The following is a 13,945-nucleotide window of genomic DNA, read 5'->3' as shown; positions in this document are numbered from 1 at the left end:
GTAGCCGGGTCAGCGAGAGAGCCGAGACCGTGCCCAGGCCAGCATGCCGGGAACGGCGCTTTCGATCTGCTCGCGCACCTCGGTGAATGCGGAATCGGACGAGTAGTACGGATCGGCAACCGATGAATCGTCGGCATCGGGATCGAACGAACGCAGCAAAGCGACACGATCTGCCGGCGCGCCGAGCTGCAGCAGGGCGCGCGCATGGCCGGTATCGAGCGCGACGATCAGATCTGCCGCCAGATGGTCCGGCCCGACCTGCGCCGCCTCGTGCTCACTGTCGTATCCGTGGGCATCGAGCTCGGCGACGGTCCGCGGATCTGCGCCGTCGCCCACATGCCAACCGCCGGTCCCAGCGCTCGAGACACGCACGTCCTCGCCCAGCCCGGCGTCGCGCAGATGCCCTGCGAAGACCTTCTCGGCCATCGGTGATCGGCAGATGTTGCCGGTGCACACGAACGTCACATGCAGTGGCTCGTTCACCGCACTGCCGCCGTGTTCTGCTCCAACACAGTGGCCAGCTCGGTCATGCTCGACGCGGTGAACGCGGCGTCGTCGCTCTCGCCGTCGATGCCATAGCCCCACTCCACGTACACCGTGGGAATGCCGAATCGAGCGGCACCGTGCACATCGTGGTCACGATCACCGATCATGATCACCCCGGCCGTGCCACCGTCTGTGGATTCCACCGGGTCGATGCCGAGGTTGGTCAGCGAATGCGCGATCACATCGGACTTTGCCCGTCGGGTGCCGTCGTTGCTGGCACCGCCGATGAACTCGAAGTATTGCGACAGACCGAAATGGTCCAGAATCCGAACAGCGAATCGCTCCGACTTCGACGTCGCCACACCGAGGCGCACGCCGCGCTCCCGCAATTGTGTCAATACCGCCTCGATGCCCTCGAACGCAGTGTTCTCTGCCCAGCCCCGCTCGTCGTAACGCTGGAAGTACGCCGCCAGCGCACGCTGCGCAGAATCCTCGTCCAGACCCAGACCGCGCAACGTGTCGATCAGCGGTGGCCCGACGACCATCGACAGTTGTTCTTCGGTCGGTTCGGGAGCCTCCACCGACGCCAGCGCATGGCGAAAACCGGCATGAATTCCTGGTGCGGAATCGGTCAACGTCCCATCGAGATCGAACAGGACAACGGATGCGGGGAGAGCGGCAGACATGGTCGAAGCCTATCGGTGCGTGTGGTCGGGAAAGGCCTGCGGCTACGCTCGTCGCGATGTCCGATACAGCTGCCGAAGCCGATGCGCTGCTTCGCCACCACGGGGACGTGGAGGTCGATTCCGGTTTCGTCGATTTTGCCGTCAACGTGCGGGGCGGCGGTCCTCCTGCATGGCTTCGCGATCGCCTGGCCGCGGCACTGAACTCGTTGGGTTCGTATCCATCTCGGGCTGCGGAGAAGGCCGCGCGCGAGCAGGTTGCCGCACACCACGGCCGCTCACTGGACGAGGTGTTGCTGCTCAGCGGTGGTGCCGAGGGTTTTTCGATGTTGCCGCGCCTCGAGCCGAAGCTGGCGGCCACGATCCACCCGTCGTTCACCGAGCCCGACTGGGTGCTGGCGCAGGCGGGCATCGCGGTTCAGCGAGTGATCCTGCCGCCGCCCTACGAGCTCGATCCGGCGCTCGTGCCCGACGCAGCCGACATGGTGATCCTCGGCAACCCGACCAACCCGACATCGATCTTGCATCCCCGTGAGGCGATCCTGAGCTTGCGTAGGTCCGGACGCACGCTGGTGATCGACGAGGCGTTCGCCGACGCGGTTCTCGGAGCAGGGGAGTCGGTCGCGTCGCAGAGCGCGGACGACGTCTTGGTGCTGCGCAGCCTGACGAAGACGTGGGCATTGGCGGGACTGCGATGCGGGTACGCACTCGGGCATCCTGACGTTCTCGCACGTCTGCAGCACGGCAGGGCGCATTGGCCGCTGGGGAGTCTGCAACTCGAAGCGATCCGCGCCTGCACGGAACCCTTCGCCGTGGACCAGGCACGCGCCGAGTCCGAGCGCATCGACGGCGAACGAGCCGCAATGATCCGGCGACTGGAGACTGTGGGTCTCGCCATCACCGGCCCGGCCCGCGCGCCGTTCCTGCTGGTACGTGTCGACAACGCCGATGTCGTTCGAGAACGCCTGCGCACGATGAGTATTGCGGTGCGTCGGGCAGACACGTTCCCGGGGCTGGACCGTCACCACCTGCGCGTCGCGGTACGTGACTCACAGCAGGTCGACATACTGGTGGACGCGTTGAACACCGTTCTGTGAGGAGAGCAGCGAACATGGCAGTGACACTGGCCGACGTCATCGAGGTACTCGACGACGCATATCCACCCCACCTGGCGGAGAGCTGGGACTCGGTGGGGCTGGTGTGCGGAGACCCCACATCTGTTGTGCAGCAGGTGGTGTACACCGTCGACGTCACCGACGCAGTGGTCGACGACGCCATCGCGTCGGGTGCCGATCTGATCGTGGCGCACCACCCGTTGCTCCTCAAAGGCGTGGACACCGTTGCAGCCGACACCGCGAAGGGTTCGGTGATCCATCGTCTGATCAAAGCCGACTGCGCCCTGTTCACCGCGCACACCAACGCCGACTCCGCCGATCCCGGCGTCTCCGACGCACTTGCGGAAGCACTCGGAGTGATCGACACCCGGCCCCTCGATCCCATTCCCTCTCCGGCACACGACAAGTGGGTGGTCTTCGTGCCCACCGCCGACTCGGCCGCGGTGCGGCAAGCCCTGTTCGACGCCGGAGCCGGACAGATCGGTGACTACACCGAAGCGAGCTGGCAAAGCGCCGGTCTCGGCCAGTTCCGCCCCGGCCCTGACGCGCACCCGACACTCGGTGTTCTCGGCGAGGTACACACCGAGGCCGAGGACCGCATCGAAGTTGTGGCTCCCAAAGTTGCACGTGCTCAGTTGCTTTCGGCACTGCGTCACGCGCACCCCTACGAGGAGCCAGCGTTCGACGTATTCGAATCCGCGGCACTACCGTCGTGCACCGGCTTGGGGCGCATCGGAAAGCTGCCGAAACCGATGACACTCGCCGAGTTCACCGACGTCGTGCGCGACGCGTTGCCTGATACGACGTGGGGAGTACGTGCGGCGGGAAATCCCGAGGCCACGGTCTCGGTGGTTGCGATGTGCGGGGGAGCAGGCGACTCGTTCTTGGCGACGGTCGCCCGCACCGACGCCGATGTGTACGTCACTTCGGATCTACGGCATCACCCCGTGGACGAGCACCTGCGCGCCGGTGGCCCCGCGGTGATCGACACCGCGCACTGGGCCTCGGAGTTCCCGTGGTGCGAGCAGGCGCGACGCGTCGTCGACGCCGCGTTCGGTGACACCGACGGGTGGAGCAGCCGGGTCACCGAGGTGCGTACCGACCCATGGACACTGTGACCATCGAACCCCGCGACCGGCGGCTGGGCCGGATCCGGCGCTGCCTTCGTGACGCAGCCGGTAGGGTGATCGGAACCAACTTCCATAGTCGCAGGAGTCATCAAGCGTGAACGTCGATCCCAAAGTCCAGGCCTCGCTGCTCGAATTGGCCGGTGTGGATACCGAACTCTCGCAGATCGCGCACCGTCGCAAGAGCCTCCCCGAGCAGCAGGAGGTGGACAAGCTCGAGACCGAGCGCACCACCCGCAAAGACGCCGCGGTGACGGTGCAGATCTCGATGGACGATCTCGATCGCGACATCCGCAAACTCGAGGGTGAGGTCGACGCGGTTCGGAAGCGCGAGGCACGCGACAAGAAGATGCTCGAGAGCGGCACCATTGCGCCGAAGCAGATGACCGAACTGCAGCACGAACTCGGCAGCCTCGAACGGCGTCAGGGCCTGCTCGAAGAGGAACTGCTCGAGGTCATGGAACAGCGAGAGGCCAGCGAGCGGGACTACGAGCACGCCGGCGCGCAGCTCACGCAGATCGAGGACGAACTGGTCGACGCAGGTCGCCGCCGCGACGACGCCGTCGCAGACCTCGACGTCGCCGAGAAGCGGAGCGCCGAGCGCCGCGACGCACTGGCCTCGGGGTTGCCTGCGGATCTCCTTGCGCTGTACGAGAAGCAGCGAGCGCTCACCGGTCGCGGCGCGGCACTGCTGCAGGCTCGTCGCTGCGGAGCATGCCGCATCGAACTCGACCGCAACGAGATCGCAGGCATCGCCAACAAGCCCGCCGACGCTCTGATTCGGTGCTCGGAATGTAACGCAATTCTGGTGCGCACCAAGGAATCCGGAATTTGAGTCAGGTATCGAAGGTCGTCGCCGAGGCCGACGGCGGCTCGCGGGGGAACCCCGGCCCGGCAGGCTACGGCGCAGTGGTGTTCAGTGCCGATCGCTCGCAGGTTCTCGCCGAGCGTCGGGCGTCCTTGGGCGTGGCCACCAACAACGTCGCCGAATACAACGGACTGATCGCTGCTCTGAGCGCTGCGCGCGACATCGGGGCGCGTGAGGTCGCAGTTCGCATGGATTCCAAACTCGTCGTCGAACAGATGTCCGGGCGCTGGAAAGTGAAGCACCCGGACATGATTCCGCTCCAGCGAACAGCCGCCGAGCTGGCCCGCCAGTTCGACTCCGTCACCTACGAGTGGATTCCACGAGCACAGAACTCGCATGCCGACGCGCTGGCGAACGAGGCGATGGACGCCGCTGCCGAAGGTGTGGACCTGTCGGACTTGCCCGATGCCGAGCCGGCCGCAAAGAAGCCCGAGTCGCCGGGGTGGACCGGTGCGGTGGGGGAGCCGACGCGTCTGCTGTTGTTGCGTCACGGCCAAACGCCCATGTCGGTCGACCGCCGGTATTCCGGCCGCGGGAATCCGGATCTGACCGAGCTCGGACGACGCCAAGCCGATTCTGCGGCAACGGTTCTGGGGTCACGCACCGACATCGACGCCATCGTGGCCTCGCCGCTGGCGCGCGCTCAGCAGACCGCTGCAGCGACAGCCGGCCGCCTCGAGTTGCCCGTCGTCACCGTGGACGGTCTCATCGAAACCGACTTCGGTGACTGGGAAGGACTCACGTTCACCGAGGCCATGGAACGTCATCCCGACGCGCACAAGGCTTGGCGTGGAGACACTTCCGTCGCACCGCCGAACGGGGAGAGCTTCGACGCGGTGCGCGTGCGCATCGAGGCAACCCGCGACCAGCTGCTCACCGAGTACGCCGGAAAAACCGTATTGGTGGTCACCCACGTGACGCCCATCAAGATGTTGCTGCAACTCGCACTCGACGTCGGACCGTCCCTGCTGTACCGACTGCACCTCGACCTCGCGTCACTGAGTATCGCCGAGTTCTACCCCGACGGCGGGGCCTCGGTGCGATTGGTCAACGACACGTCGCATCTGACTCGACTGGCCTGACGCTCGGGCGGCGTGAAGGGACATGATACGCATGTCCCCGACCGGCATTCGCGAGCCTGCGTTGGCCCCCTGGATTGCCCTTGCAGCGTTGGCATCGGCCTTGGACGGTCTGGCAGTCGCCTTCGCATGGCGATACGGTGCGACCCGGACGTGGATCGATGCGGTTGCCTCACCGCCCGTGGATTCGGGTGACTTCGAGTACTTTCGCGTGTACGGCTACGTGCAGTACGCGTCGGGACCGTCGTTGTGCGATCACGTGGGTCGCTCCGGTCGCCGCGGTCCTTATCGGCACCGTCGTCTCGATCAGTCTCGGGTGGCTCCTTCGCGGACGAACGACCGGCCGGTGCCGATCATCGTGGCCCCCAATCGTGGCGGGAATCAGCGTCGGCACTGGAGGAAGTGCTTTGCCACAGAGGGGTCTGATCCGAGATAGGCGGTTTCACGCTGGGTTGAAGGAGTCGAGGATGGTGGCGGCAACGGCGTCGGGGTCGGGCAGGCCGTCGGGGTCGACCAGCCATTGAACGATGAGCCCGCTGAGCAAGGCGTAGCAAAAGGCGCCCGCCCTGTCCGCGATCTCGGCATCCGCGGTCGGGTCGATCCCAAGGAGCTGCCGTGCCAGCGCCCTGCGAGCTCCGATGACGGCCGCGCGCAGCTTGCGCTGTGTTTCTGGATCGTCATCGGCGCGGGCGATCAGCTCGAAGGATGCGGCGAGAAGTCCTCGATAGCCTTCAAACGACTCGACAGCGCGAGCCCAGCTTTGCGCGATCCGTGCTTGTATCGGACGACGAGGAACGTCTTGCAGCAGTGCGTCCAACTGGGCGGACCACTCCTCCAGGCCGTCGAGCAAGGCGGAGACGAGTAGCACGTCCGTGGTGCCGAAGTGGTAGCCGATGGCCGAGGTGCTGACGCCGGCAGCCGCCGCGACGTCTCGTGCCCGGGTTCTTGCATATCCCTTTTGGTTCAGGCACGTTCGTGCCCCGCGCAGCAGGGCCTCTCGGTTGTCGGTGCGCACGCGTAGGTACCTCCTCGAAGTTGATACATATGTGTCGTACACTTGTGCAATACAGGTGTTCGGATCGTTCCGAACTCTACGACACCACAACGATTGGAGAAGCTCGTGTCCCGACGTCGCAAGATCATTTCGATCGCATTGGTCGTACCGGTTGGCCTCATAGTGGGGCTAGCCGTGGTCGGCTCGCTGCGGGACACCCACGTGGTCACAGTGACCAGGTCCACCACCGCTGACCGTGATGTCATCTGGGAGCTGTGGGCCGACGTCGAGCACCGACCCGAGTGGGACAAGGGGCTGGAGTACATCGAGCTCGACGGCCCCTTCGAGGCCGGCGCCACCGGCACCGTCAAGGTCGAAGGACAGGATTCGATCAAGTACAAGGTGATCGAGGTGGCTCCGAAGGAACGGTATACCGATCGCTTCGAGAGCCTGCCCGGCACCCATACCGACTGGCAGCACACCATCGAAACGAACAAGCACGGGGGATACGACGTCACTTGGCGTCTCGAGACGCGGGGGCCGCTGTCGCTGATCTCGCTTCCCGTCCTCAAGAGCATCTTCGGCGAGGAGATTCCGGCCGCCGTTGATGAGTTCGTCACGCTCGCCGAGGGCCGCAGCTGACCGGGCCCCTGCGGCCTGGAGTATGCGGGGTATATCGACGTGCCTGACGCGACCTTCGATTGGCCCAACCCGACCAAATTTGCCCGCCTCGACGAGCTCGCCTCGAAGTCACCCGGTAGACCAGATGGGCAAAATGTCCATTGGAATGCTCGAGCTCATGGCCGAATTCGAGTCCGAACCCATACGAGCACGTACACGCGACGCCGTCGCCGCGGCCGCAGCGAACGGCAATATGAAAGGTCGACCGCACACCCTGACACCAGAGGAGCGAGCGTACCCAGTCCAGACATACGAAACTCGGCAATTGAAAATCGAAAAACTATGTAAGACAAGTGGATTGAGGTGTCGAACACCGCGCAGAAGCGTCGGCGGACCTGTGAACCTTATCGCGTTCGGTCACTGGAATTCCATGCCCTTCACTCAGCGGCAACCTCACGACCGTGACCACCCCGCCCCGATGCCGCTTCCTTGCACCGGGGGACCAACCCCACTGCTTGGAAGGGACCGCCCGTGATTCCCTCTGGAGCATGGGTCAACCTGATTATCGGCGACTCCGGCAAACACATCGGAGCCAGTAGCTGGTTTCTCAGGCCTAGACCTGCAGCGCAAGCCACAGGCCTGCCACGGCACCGACGATGGTCAACGGCGTTGTTATTGCGCCCAACACGGTGAAGGTTCGCAGATCTGCCGGCTCGTCGTTGGCCGATGCGACGCGTCGCCACAACATGATTGCCAGCGACCCCACGTAGGTCAGGTTGGGGCCCAGGTTCACCCCGATCACCATGGCCAACAACAGCGCCGGGGGAGCGTCGGCTCCGAACGCGGCCAATAGCAGTAGCGTCGCGGGCAGGTTATTGACGATGTTCGACGCCACTGCCGCGATGGCGGCCGCGGCCAGCAGCGACGCGAAGCTGGTGTCGGACGGCAGAATTCGCTCCAGCCAGTCGCCGATCGGTCCTGTCGTGACGCCGAGGACGACGATGCCGAGTAGGAAGACGAAGCCACAGAACGGCAGATCGGCACCGCGCAGGATGGCCCGAGGTGTGGTGCGCTGAGCTCTAAGTGCCGGGATCGCGAGCGCAATCGAACCCACCGCCGCCACCCAGAACGGTTCGATGTCGAACAGGCCGGCCACTGCGAAGCCGATCAGTGTCGCGCCGAGGATGACGAGTGTGCTTCGTGGTGCGGGGATGTCGTCGGTGCCCTGCTCGCTGGAGCTTTCCGGCGGCCTGACGGTGCGGGTCAGATCCTTGCGGAAGAAGATCAGGAACACCGCCAACTCGATCGCCACAGCGAAAATCCAGGGCAGTGCCATCAAAGCGGTGAAGTGCAGGAACGTCAGACCGGTCGCGGCGAAGGCGAGCAGGTTGGTCAAATTCGACACCGGGAGGAGCGTCGACGCCGAATTGGACAGGTGCGCAGTGGCGTAACTGTGCGGCCGCGCCGACATTCCCAATATCCGGGCTGCGCCGATGATGGCCGGTGTCAGTAGAACCACGGTGGCGTCGAGGCTGAGCACTGCCGTTGTCGACGCCGCCGCAGCGAACACGAGAGTCAACAGTCTGCGGGGGCTGCGCTTGGAGCCCCGCCGCAGTTTTGCCGCGATCCAGGTGAACACTCCGAGCGCGTCCGAGAGGTGCGCCAGAATCAAAATGAACGCCAAGAACACCACGGTCGGAGCGAGTTCGAGCACTTGCTCCCGCGCGGCGTCGAGGCTGACGAGGCCGACCAGCAGAACTATTGCCGCAGCGGGCAGCGCGGCGACGATCTCGGGCAGACCGCGCGGACGAACGATCGCGAAGACGAGAACGGCGGCAACCAGTGCCGCAGCGAGAACGGTCACGCGAGAACCTTCACGAGAGTACGCAGATTGCGGGTGGTGGTCGTTGCCTTGTACTTGGCCTTTGCCGTGGCCTTCCCGAACGCACTGTCAGTCGTGCTGCCCTTGCGTACCTCCCAATAGAGGACCTCGTTCCCCTGCGCGACTCGCTCGAGATCGGGATCGAGTTCCGCAGCAAGAGCGGACAATTCGGTCAGATGCTCGTCGTTGCTGCCGAACACCACGTAGGGATGCCAGCCCTCGCGTTCGGGGTCGAACGGATAGGAATCGACAACGGCGCGTAGTGCCGACACGTCCGACACGATCACCCAAGCTCGGTATCCGAATGCCTCGGCGAGCACGGCTTCGACTTCGGTCTTCAGCGCATCACTGTCGAGTGGCGATTCCAGTACCACATTTCCGGTTGCCAATGTCGTCCGGATTTGTCCGAATCCGGCCGCGTGCAGGGCCGCTCGAAGATCGGCCATCTTGATATTGATACCGCCGACGTTGATGCCGCGCAGAAGCACGACCCATTCACTCATGAGGGGAACTGTAGTTCGGTTCTCGACAACCGAGCGCGCCGAGTAGAGTACTCAACTGCGAACGAGTTGGCCGGACGGCTGCGGCTCGGAGGACCGGCGGATCAGTTCCGTCGCGCTTCGAGCCGAGGAAAGTCCGGACTCCACAGAGCAGGGCGGTTGTTAACGGCAACCCGAGGTGACTCGCGGGACAGTGCCACAGAAAACAGACCGCCTGCGGATCGGTTCTTCGGAATCGAACTGCAGGTCAGGGTGAAACGGTGCGGTAAGAGCGCACCAGCATCCCAGGTGACTGGGATGGCTAGGTAAACCCCGCCCGGAGCAAGGTCGAAGGCTGCACCCCGAAAATGGTGCAGCTGCGCAGGTGCTCGAGGGCTGCTCGCCCGAGCCTGCGGGTGGACTGCTCGAGGTACCCGGCAACGGTGTGCCCAGATGGATGGTCGTCGACGTCGAACCTGTGAAAGCAGGAACGGCAGACAGGATCCGGCTTACAGGCCGACTCGTTCGCACTCACTATTTCTCCCGCAGTTCTCCTGCGGTGTCGTTCCATGGGGCACACTGGAAGTCATGACCGACGACGACACCTCCTGGTACTACGACATCAGCACCAAGCAGGTCGTACAGGGCAAGCAGACCAACGCCCTCGACCGCATGGGACCGTATCCGGACAAGGCCACCGCGGAGCAGGCGCTGAAGATCGCCGCTGCACGCAACAAGGCCGCCGACTCCGACGACGACTGGAACAACTGACGGTGCTGCTCACCCGGCTGAAGGCTCCGGGCTTCGATTTCGAGGCCATCAGATCCGAGTTCGCACTGTCGGAAGCATTCGACGCCGAGGTGACGCGCGAGGCCGTCGAAGCCCGAGACCTGCACGCCGACAGCAGAATCGACCGCACCGATATCCCGTTCGTCACCATCGACCCACCCGGATCGAAGGACCTCGACCAAGCCGTACACATCGAGAAGACGTCCAACGGCCTGGTGGTGCACTACGCGATCGCCGACGTGGGCGCACTGGTGATGCCCGGGGGAGCGCTCGACATCGAGACACGTCGACGCGGCCAGACGTTCTACCTGCCCGACGGATCCGTGCCGCTGCACCCACGAGAGCTGTCCGAGGGCTCGGGCAGCCTGTTGGAGGGGCAGACTCGCTGCGCCGCGCTGTGGACCATCGAACTCGACGACGTCGGCGAGGCGGCAGCCTGGACGGTGACCCGCGCCCTGGTTCGATCGACCGCACGGCTCGACTACGCCTCGGTGCAAGCCGATGTCGATGCGGGTACACCTCATCCGTCCATCGCGGCGCTGGCCGAATTCGGGGCACTGCGTGCAGCGGCAGCCAGACGGCGCGGAGCCGTCGACATCACCCTGCCAGAGCAGGAAGTGGTGCCGGACGGGCAGGGCTGGCGCATCGTTCTGCAACCACGCACGGCTGCGGATGGTTGGAACGCCGAGGTATCTCTGCTGACGGGAATGTGCGCCGCCAGAATCATGCTCGACGCCGGAATCGGCATCGTGCGAACACTTCCGCCCGCGTCGACCGAGTCCGTGGACACGCTGAAGAAAGCCGCCGCAGCACTCGGAATCGACTGGCCTGCAGGAGCATCCGCCGGAGCAGTACTGGCAGGCCTGCCCGCCGACGAGCCGTCGACACTGGCGATGATGACCCAGGCGACCGGTTTGCTCCGCGGTGCCGACTACCTCGCGTTCGACCGAACGACAAGCCCCGCCGGCGCTGACGGATCGATCGAACATTCGGGAATCGGCGCGCCGTACGCCCACGTGACGGCACCGCTTCGGCGGCTGTCCGACCGCTTCGCCACCGAAGTGTGCCTGGCCGTCGTAGCGGGAGCGCCGGTGCCGGACTGGGCAGCAGAGGCTTTGCCGCAATTGCCTGCGATCATGCGCGGATCCGATTCCGCGGCATCGAAAGTGGACCGCGCCTGCATCGACCTCACCGAAGCGCACGTACTGAAAGATCGCGTGGGCGAGCAGTTCTCGGCAGTCGTGCTGCGTGGTGCCGAGGGTAAGCGGGACGCCGAAGTGTTGGTGTCGGAACCGATAGTCGTCGGCAAGTGCGACGGTGAACCACCCGCGGGGGAGTCGGTGACGGTCCGGTTGGCCCGGGCCGACACCGACTCACGAAAAGTGGCCTTCGACTATGTACCCATAAAGAAGGCACCCGCCGAGAAGGTACCCGTCACGTCCTGAAACGGTCGGTCGCCTCCACGAGGTGATGGACGATGCCGGGCTCGGCGGCCGAATGCCCGGCGTCGTCGACGATCGTCAGCTGTGCTGACGGCCACGCCTTGTGTAGCGCCCACGCACTCGTCGCCGGGCAGATGACGTCGTAACGGCCCTGCACGATGACGCCAGGAATACCGTCGAGCAGGTGGGCGTCACGTAGCAGTTGATTCCCTTCGAGAAAGCAGTTGTTGCGGAAGTAGTGGTTCTCGATGCCGGCGAATGCGCGGGCAAACCGAGCATCCGAAAAATCTTGCACAGCATCAGGTTTGGGCAACAGGTAACTCGTCGCAGCCTCCCAGGAGGACCACGCCACCGCGGCGCGCGTTGCAACCTCGTCGTCGTCGGACATCAACTGCCGGTGGTACGCCTCGACGAGATCGCCGTCGCGCTCGTCCTCAGGAATGGGCGCGAGGAACTTCTCCCACAGATCGGGGAAGATGTGGCCTGCCCCGCCGCCGTAGTACCAGTCGATCTCCGACGGCCGGACGAGGAAGATCCCTCGCAGGACGAGCCCACGCACGCGATCGCGATGCGACTGCGCATAGGCCAGCGACAGTGTCGAGCCCCACGATCCGCCGAACACCAACCATGTGTCGATACCCAGGTGCTCCCGGAGCTTTTCCATGTCGGAGATCAGTCGGTCGGTGGTGTTGACCGACAGGTCGCCGCCGTCGGCGATGTGCGGGGTCGACTGGCCGCAGCCACGCTGATCGAACAACACGATTCGGTATGTCTGCGGATCGAAATACCTGCGCTGCAACGGATTGGTGGCACCGCCCGGACCGCCGTGTACGAACACCACCGGTGAACCTTCGGGGTTGCCCGAGACCTCCCAATAGACCTGTTGGCCGTCACCGACGTCGAGGTGTCCGGTCTCGAAGGGCTCGATCTCGGGGTAGAGGGTCCGCATTCTAGAAACCGACCAGGCCGGACGCGAGGTCCGGAATGTCGAGCGAGCGGATGGCCTCGTCCCGCACATCCGAGCACGTCTCGGTCGTGATGTCGTCGACGATCGCGCGATTCTGCACCACCTGCAGGTTGATCACACCGCTCTGCGCGGCCCAGGTCTGCACCAGGATGTTCAGCCCGCCGCGACCCAAGGTAGGCCCCTGAACACGCCAATTGGACAGCTGCGCTTCGAGATCGGTGCACAACTGCTGCTTCTGGGCATCGGTGATCGCCGCGTTCGCGGGTGTTGCGGTGACCGTGGTGGTCGGCGCCAGCGTGGTCGTCGAGGACGAACCGGTGTTGGTCGTACCCGTGCTGCACGCACTCGCCACGGCCAGAAGCGCAGCCGCGCCTGCCAATGCGACTGCGCCTCTGCCGATGATGGACGTCGAACCCCGTCTGAGTTTCATGCCCTCGAGTGTGCCATCTGCAGTCGGCAGAAACACAGGAGTGGAGCCCGCGGAACGACCAGTGACGGAGCCGATCAGTAGCTGTGCTCGGGCCCGGGGAAGACTCCCGATCGCACCTCGGACATGTACGTCGTCGCCGCGGTACGAAGAGAATCTCCGACGTCGGCGAACTTCTTGACGAACTTCGCGGTCTTGCCGTTGGTGTACCCGGCCATGTCCTGCCACACCAGAACCTGCGCGTCGCATTCGTTGCCTGCACCGATGCCGACCGTCGGAATCGTCAGCTTGCGGGTGACCTGACCGGCGATGTCGGCGGGAACCATCTCCATGACGACGGCGAACGCGCCTGCCTCCTGAACTGCGATGGCGTCGGCGACAAGCTGCTCGGACGCGTCGCCGCGGCCCTGAACCCGGAAGCCGCCCAGGGTGTTGACGCTCTGCGGGGTGAACCCGACGTGGGCCATCACCGGGATGCCCGCGGCAGTGATCGCGGCGATCTGAGCGGCCACGCGCTCACCGCCTTCGAGCTTGACCGCGCCCGCGAGCCCTTCCTTCATGAACCGGACGGCGGTCTCGAGGGCCTGTTGCGGGGAGGCCTCGTAGGTGCCGAACGGGAGGTCTGCGACGACGAGGGCGTGTGGTGCGCCGCGGACCACTCCGCGGACCAGAGGAAGCAGCTCGTCGACGGTGATCGGCACGGTGGTGTCGTATCCGTAGACGACGTTCGCTGCAGAATCGCCGACGAGGAGGACGGGCACTCCGGCTTCCTCGAAGATGCGCGCGCTGGAGTAGTCGTATGCGGTGAGCATTCCCCACCGCTCGCCGTCGGCCTTCATCTGCAGCAGGTGGTGAGTGCGGGTCTTACGGGTGAGCGCAGTGGAGGGTGCTTCCGAAGAAGAACCGCCGTACACAGCAGTTTCGGACATCTTTGTCCCTTTCTGGTCCTCGAGGCCCGCTCGGCGGGTCCCCGGGATGGGGTGTGA

At 64.9% G+C, this 13,945-nt stretch carries 17 protein-coding genes and 1 other RNA gene; 10 read left to right on the top strand and 8 right to left on the bottom strand.

What is annotated here, in order from left to right:
* Nucleotides 1-9: 9 nt before the first annotated feature.
* The gene (locus ACNEOT_RS20520) at nucleotides 10-483 is read right to left on the bottom strand and encodes a low molecular weight protein-tyrosine-phosphatase (RefSeq protein ID WP_415976427.1); all 474 of its coding nucleotides are present in this window, start codon (nucleotides 481-483) and stop codon (nucleotides 10-12) included.
* A complete protein-coding gene (locus ACNEOT_RS20515) occupies nucleotides 480-1,172 on the bottom strand; it encodes an HAD-IA family hydrolase (protein ID WP_415976425.1) in 693 nt (230 codons plus the stop codon). Before ACNEOT_RS20515 ends, ACNEOT_RS20520 begins: the two co-directional genes overlap by 4 nt.
* Nucleotides 1,173-1,228: 56 nt before the next feature.
* Here ACNEOT_RS20515 and cobC point away from each other — a divergent pair, with 56 nt between their 5' ends.
* The 5 genes from cobC (at nucleotide 1,229) to ACNEOT_RS20490 (ending at nucleotide 5,794) form a co-directional block, all read left to right on the top strand.
* A complete protein-coding gene (cobC, locus tag ACNEOT_RS20510; RefSeq protein WP_415976424.1) occupies nucleotides 1,229-2,266 on the top strand; it encodes an Rv2231c family pyridoxal phosphate-dependent protein CobC in 1,038 nt (345 codons plus the stop codon).
* 14 nt (nucleotides 2,267-2,280) lie between these two features.
* Nucleotides 2,281-3,402 (top strand): Nif3-like dinuclear metal center hexameric protein, encoded by a 1,122-nt coding sequence (locus ACNEOT_RS20505; protein ID WP_415976422.1) that lies wholly within the window; start codon nucleotides 2,281-2,283, stop codon nucleotides 3,400-3,402.
* Between the two features lie 106 nt (nucleotides 3,403-3,508).
* Entirely contained in the window at nucleotides 3,509-4,246 is a 738-nt protein-coding gene (locus tag ACNEOT_RS20500) for a zinc ribbon domain-containing protein (RefSeq protein ID WP_415976421.1), read from the top strand.
* Nucleotides 4,243-5,361: a bifunctional RNase H/acid phosphatase gene (locus ACNEOT_RS20495; RefSeq protein ID WP_415976420.1), complete on the top strand. Its 1,119-nt coding sequence runs from the start codon at nucleotides 4,243-4,245 to the stop codon at nucleotides 5,359-5,361. Before ACNEOT_RS20500 ends, ACNEOT_RS20495 begins: the two co-directional genes overlap by 4 nt.
* 31 nt (nucleotides 5,362-5,392) lie before the next feature.
* Entirely contained in the window at nucleotides 5,393-5,794 is a 402-nt protein-coding gene (locus tag ACNEOT_RS20490; RefSeq protein ID WP_415976418.1) for a hypothetical protein, read from the top strand.
* A 6-nt stretch (nucleotides 5,795-5,800) separates the two neighbouring features.
* Here ACNEOT_RS20490 and ACNEOT_RS20485 read toward each other — a convergent pair whose 3' ends face one another.
* Nucleotides 5,801-6,373 (bottom strand): TetR/AcrR family transcriptional regulator, encoded by a 573-nt coding sequence (locus tag ACNEOT_RS20485; protein ID WP_415976417.1) that lies wholly within the window; start codon nucleotides 6,371-6,373, stop codon nucleotides 5,801-5,803.
* 105 nt (nucleotides 6,374-6,478) lie between these two features.
* Here ACNEOT_RS20485 and ACNEOT_RS20480 point away from each other — a divergent pair, with 105 nt between their 5' ends.
* Together ACNEOT_RS20480 and ACNEOT_RS20475 are read left to right on the top strand one after the other, a co-directional pair.
* Nucleotides 6,479-6,994, top strand: a complete 516-nt coding sequence (locus tag ACNEOT_RS20480; RefSeq protein ID WP_415976415.1) for an SRPBCC family protein — start codon at nucleotides 6,479-6,481, stop codon at nucleotides 6,992-6,994.
* Nucleotides 6,960-7,508 (top strand): recombinase family protein, encoded by a 549-nt coding sequence (locus ACNEOT_RS20475; protein ID WP_415976413.1) that lies wholly within the window; start codon nucleotides 6,960-6,962, stop codon nucleotides 7,506-7,508. Before ACNEOT_RS20480 ends, ACNEOT_RS20475 begins: the two co-directional genes overlap by 35 nt.
* Before the next feature lie 78 nt (nucleotides 7,509-7,586).
* On the opposite strand, the gene ACNEOT_RS20470 is transcribed toward ACNEOT_RS20475, so the two are convergent.
* The gene (locus tag ACNEOT_RS20470; RefSeq protein ID WP_415976411.1) at nucleotides 7,587-8,837 is read right to left on the bottom strand and encodes an SLC13 family permease; all 1,251 of its coding nucleotides are present in this window, start codon (nucleotides 8,835-8,837) and stop codon (nucleotides 7,587-7,589) included.
* Entirely contained in the window at nucleotides 8,834-9,358 is a 525-nt protein-coding gene (locus ACNEOT_RS20465) for a DUF1697 domain-containing protein (RefSeq protein ID WP_415976409.1), read from the bottom strand. Before ACNEOT_RS20465 ends, ACNEOT_RS20470 begins: the two co-directional genes overlap by 4 nt.
* 62 nt (nucleotides 9,359-9,420) lie before the next feature.
* On the opposite strand from ACNEOT_RS20465, the gene rnpB reads away from it, so the two are divergent.
* The 3 genes from rnpB to ACNEOT_RS20450 all read left to right on the top strand — a co-directional run bounded on the left by rnpB (nucleotide 9,421) and on the right by ACNEOT_RS20450 (nucleotide 11,568).
* An RNA gene (gene rnpB / locus ACNEOT_RS20460) (RNase P RNA component class A) lies at nucleotides 9,421-9,862 on the top strand.
* Between the two features lie 60 nt (nucleotides 9,863-9,922).
* Nucleotides 9,923-10,105, top strand: a complete 183-nt coding sequence (locus ACNEOT_RS20455) for a hypothetical protein (RefSeq protein WP_045194843.1) — start codon at nucleotides 9,923-9,925, stop codon at nucleotides 10,103-10,105.
* A 2-nt stretch (nucleotides 10,106-10,107) separates the two neighbouring features.
* Nucleotides 10,108-11,568, top strand: coding sequence for an RNB domain-containing ribonuclease (locus ACNEOT_RS20450; protein WP_415976408.1), 1,461 nt, complete (start codon nucleotides 10,108-10,110; stop codon nucleotides 11,566-11,568).
* Here the strand turns inward: ACNEOT_RS20450 and pip are convergent.
* The 3 genes from pip to panB all read right to left on the bottom strand — a co-directional run bounded on the left by pip (nucleotide 11,558) and on the right by panB (nucleotide 13,888).
* A complete protein-coding gene (gene pip, locus ACNEOT_RS20445; RefSeq protein WP_415976406.1) occupies nucleotides 11,558-12,514 on the bottom strand; it encodes a prolyl aminopeptidase in 957 nt (318 codons plus the stop codon). The genes ACNEOT_RS20450 and pip overlap by 11 nt on opposite strands.
* Nucleotide 12,515: 1 nt before the next feature.
* Nucleotides 12,516-12,962, bottom strand: a complete 447-nt coding sequence (locus tag ACNEOT_RS20440) for a hypothetical protein (protein ID WP_415976404.1) — start codon at nucleotides 12,960-12,962, stop codon at nucleotides 12,516-12,518.
* A 74-nt stretch (nucleotides 12,963-13,036) separates the two neighbouring features.
* Complete coding sequence (gene panB, locus ACNEOT_RS20435) at nucleotides 13,037-13,888, bottom strand: 3-methyl-2-oxobutanoate hydroxymethyltransferase (protein ID WP_415976403.1); 852 nt, start codon at nucleotides 13,886-13,888, stop codon at nucleotides 13,037-13,039.
* Between the last annotated feature and the right edge of the window lie 57 nt (nucleotides 13,889-13,945).

This window comes from Rhodococcus sp. 077-4, assembly GCF_047782425.1.
Classification (GTDB): domain Bacteria; phylum Actinomycetota; class Actinomycetes; order Mycobacteriales; family Mycobacteriaceae; genus Rhodococcoides.
This window is presented reverse-complemented; position numbering and strand designations above follow the sequence as displayed.

Excerpts from the sequence above, each read along its gene's own strand:
- ACNEOT_RS20515 (WP_415976425.1), bottom strand. The coding sequence starts at position 1,172 with ATGTCTGCCGCTCTCCCCGCATCCGTTGTCCTGTTCGATCTCGATGGG.
- cobC (WP_415976424.1), top strand. The coding sequence starts at position 1,229 with ATGTCCGATACAGCTGCCGAAGCCGATGCGCTGCTTCGCCACCACGGG.
- ACNEOT_RS20505 (WP_415976422.1), top strand. The coding sequence starts at position 2,281 with ATGGCAGTGACACTGGCCGACGTCATCGAGGTACTCGACGACGCATAT.
- ACNEOT_RS20490 (WP_415976418.1), top strand. The coding sequence starts at position 5,393 with ATGTCCCCGACCGGCATTCGCGAGCCTGCGTTGGCCCCCTGGATTGCC.
- ACNEOT_RS20475 (WP_415976413.1), top strand. The coding sequence starts at position 6,960 with ATGAGTTCGTCACGCTCGCCGAGGGCCGCAGCTGACCGGGCCCCTGCG.
- ACNEOT_RS20465 (WP_415976409.1), bottom strand. The coding sequence starts at position 9,358 with ATGAGTGAATGGGTCGTGCTTCTGCGCGGCATCAACGTCGGCGGTATC.
- ACNEOT_RS20455 (WP_045194843.1), top strand. The coding sequence starts at position 9,923 with ATGACCGACGACGACACCTCCTGGTACTACGACATCAGCACCAAGCAG.
- pip (WP_415976406.1), bottom strand. The coding sequence starts at position 12,514 with ATGCGGACCCTCTACCCCGAGATCGAGCCCTTCGAGACCGGACACCTC.
- ACNEOT_RS20440 (WP_415976404.1), bottom strand. The coding sequence starts at position 12,962 with ATGAAACTCAGACGGGGTTCGACGTCCATCATCGGCAGAGGCGCAGTC.
- panB (WP_415976403.1), bottom strand. The coding sequence starts at position 13,888 with ATGTCCGAAACTGCTGTGTACGGCGGTTCTTCTTCGGAAGCACCCTCC.